Origin of the sequence: Longimicrobium sp. (assembly GCF_036387355.1) — a bacterium.
In the GTDB taxonomy this organism is placed as follows: domain Bacteria; phylum Gemmatimonadota; class Gemmatimonadetes; order Longimicrobiales; family Longimicrobiaceae; genus Longimicrobium.
On sequence record NZ_DASVTX010000179.1, the window covers coordinates 1 to 2,716 of the forward strand.

Genomic DNA, 2,716 nt, shown 5'->3' on the forward strand with positions numbered 1-2,716 from the left:
GCGAGGTTTTTCTCTGGTCCGTGGCCACGGCCGACCTCCTTGCGCTAACAAGAACATTCGGCAATTCTTTCCGAGAGCGTTTCTGCTGGAGTGCGACCGCCCGTGGGCCAACCTGCCAAAACGTCGTCTTATGAACGCGCCTCTTCCCGTATTCCAGCGGACGAGCCCCAAAATCGTCTACGTACGTATCCTGGAGGCGTGCAACGCCGGGTGCCGGATGTGCCCGTTCGCCAACTCCAGCGATCCTTTCCGGCTGGCGGTTGAGCGGGTGCGGACGCTCGCGGTCCAGCTGGCGGCGCTGGGCGGCGAGGAGGTGCGTTTCACCGGCGGTGAGCCCACGCTGCACGAAGGATTGCTGGAGGCGGTGGCGGAGGTACGCGCGGCGGGGTTGCGGGTGAGCCTCATCACCAACGGAAGCCGTCTGGCCGAGATGGCCGCACCGCTGCTGGATGCCGGCCTCTCCGCGATCACCTGCTCGCTCGACTCGCCGCGCCCCGAGATCCACGACGGACTGCGCCGCACCCCCGGCCTCTTTGCGGCGGCGATCGCGGGGCTCGAGACTCTCGCCACGGAACGCGCGCGCCGCGGCCGCTCCCTGCCGATCACGGTAAACACCATCGTCTCCGCCGAGACCTTTCGAGACATCCACGAATTCGTTCCGCTGCTCGACCGCATCGGCGTGGACTTCTGGACCCTGATCCCCATCAAAGACAAGAAGAGCCTGTATCTTACGGCCGACGAGGCGCACGAGTTCTCCGCGTCGGTCGTCCCCCGCATCGAGGCGCGGCTGGAGCGCGCACGCGTGCGGCTGAACGCCGTGAGCCCGCACGTCTTCGGCACCAGCGACGCCGCCCGCGTGGCGTCGGCGGGAGGCCGCCTGCCCACTCACACCCGCTGCTTCGTTCCCGACGTGGTGGGCTACATCGACGCCCGGCGCGGCCTGCTCACCGCGTGCAACTGCCTCCCGCACCGCCGTGGCAGGCCGCTCAGCCTGGAAGGCGTGTGGGACCGGCCGTTCGGCGAGAGCTGGAACGAGCCCGGCTTCGCCGGCGAGCGCGCGGCGTTCGCGTCGGTGGCTTCGCAGGTATGCACCGGCTGCGAGCCTGGCAACGTCCGCTTCAACCGCGACGCAGACCTGGCGCTGTCCGCGGCAGGCTGGCCCGACGCCCAGTGGCTTTAGCCCCCCTGCACGTCCCCCCGTCTCATACCACTCCCCACGAACAGAATGCGGATCTTCTTCGCGTGCCCGATCACCGGGTACCTTCGGCACGACGGCCCCGTCCCCTCCGTCGAACCGGCATACGCGCATTTCATCAAAGGGATCGACACGGCCCTGCAGCACGCGGGGCATGACGTCTTTCTGGCGCTTCGTCTGGAGGAGTACGGCGCGAAGCTGCGCGCCGCCTCCGTCTGCACCCCCTTCGACATGCTGGAGATGCAGCGCGCCGACTGTGTGGTGGCGTTGGCGGAAGACAGCTACGGCGTGCACCTGGAACTCGGGTGGGCAAGCGCCATGGACAAGCCGATGGTGATCGTGGTACCGGAGGGGGGGCGCGACACCACGGCGCTTCTGGCGGGGCTGGCCTCCGTGGGCCGCTGCATCTTCGTGCCCGCCGCGGCCGAGGCGCGAACGGAGGTGGCGGCGCAGGCGGCCCTGCACGACGCGCTGCTGGCCGCCGTGCGGGAGCTGCGCGAGGAGCGCGCGCCCGCGGCCGCGCAGGGCGAGAGCTGCGCCTTCCTCTCCTCGGCGTTCGGCTTCGGCCCCATCTCCAAGGCGGTGGCGATCGCGGCCGAAATCAAACGGCGGCGCCCGGGCATCACCCTGCACTGCTTCGGCGCAGGGCTGGACTACGATTTCGCGCGCACCTCGCCAGCCTTCGACCGGGTGTATCGCGTGGACGTGGACCGGCCCGAAGTGCTGGCCTCGCTCGCGGAGCACCTGGAGGCGTATCAGGCCGTGTTCTCGGTGCTCAACCTGGACATTCTTCCCTTCTGGGCCGGGCGCCGCACGCCGCTGTACATGGTGGACAGCCTGGCCTGGATGTGGCCCGGCCCCCCGCCGGGGATCGAGCACGCGACCCGCTACTTCGTGCAGGACTACCTGGTGCCGCCGAGCCGGCTGCAGGAATGGTCCAGCCGCCTTCCCATAGAGGTGGTGGCGCCGATCGAGGCGACGGCCGACTACGTTACGCGGCGAGCGGATGCACCGGACGACCACGTACTGGTGAGCCTGGGCGGGTGCGCCAATCCGTTCGTCGATCCCGCGCTGTACGATGAATACGCCGACCTGATCGTGGGGCAGGTGCTGGAGTCGGTGGGGGAGGGTGAGGTCACCGTCTGCTGCAACCAGCGTCTGGCGGCACGGCTGCGCGGACGGCTGGGCACGCGCACCGGGGTCCGCATCGGCCACCTTCCGCACCGCGAGTTCGTGGAGCGGCTGTCCACCGCCCGCGTGGTGCTCACCTCTCCGGGAATCACCACTACGCTGGAGGCGATGGCGCTGGGTAAAATCCCGCACTTCGTGCTGCCGCAGAATTACAGCCAGGCGCTGATCAGCGAGCAGTACGCCCACGAGCTGGGACCCGGGCGCTGCATGGCTTTCAGCGGGTTCGGCGACGAGTTCGCGGTTCCCCCCGGACTCCCCGAGACGGACGGGCTGGAGCGGGTGACCTCCATCCTTCGCGCCATCCTGCGCGACCATCGCGGCGAGGTGGGC

Annotated in this window: 1 protein-coding gene and 1 pseudogene; both read left to right on the forward strand. The window is 69.3% G+C overall.

Annotated features, from left to right (window positions below; all coding sequences use genetic code 11):
- The first annotated feature begins 130 nt into the window (after nt 1-130).
- Entirely contained in the window at nt 131-1,180 is a 1,050-nt protein-coding gene (locus VF665_RS08105) for a radical SAM protein (RefSeq protein ID WP_331052906.1), read from the forward strand.
- Nucleotides 1,181-1,225: 45 nt separating this feature from the next.
- Nucleotides 1,226-2,716: pseudogene (locus VF665_RS08110) on the forward strand (hypothetical protein); the annotation flags it as partial.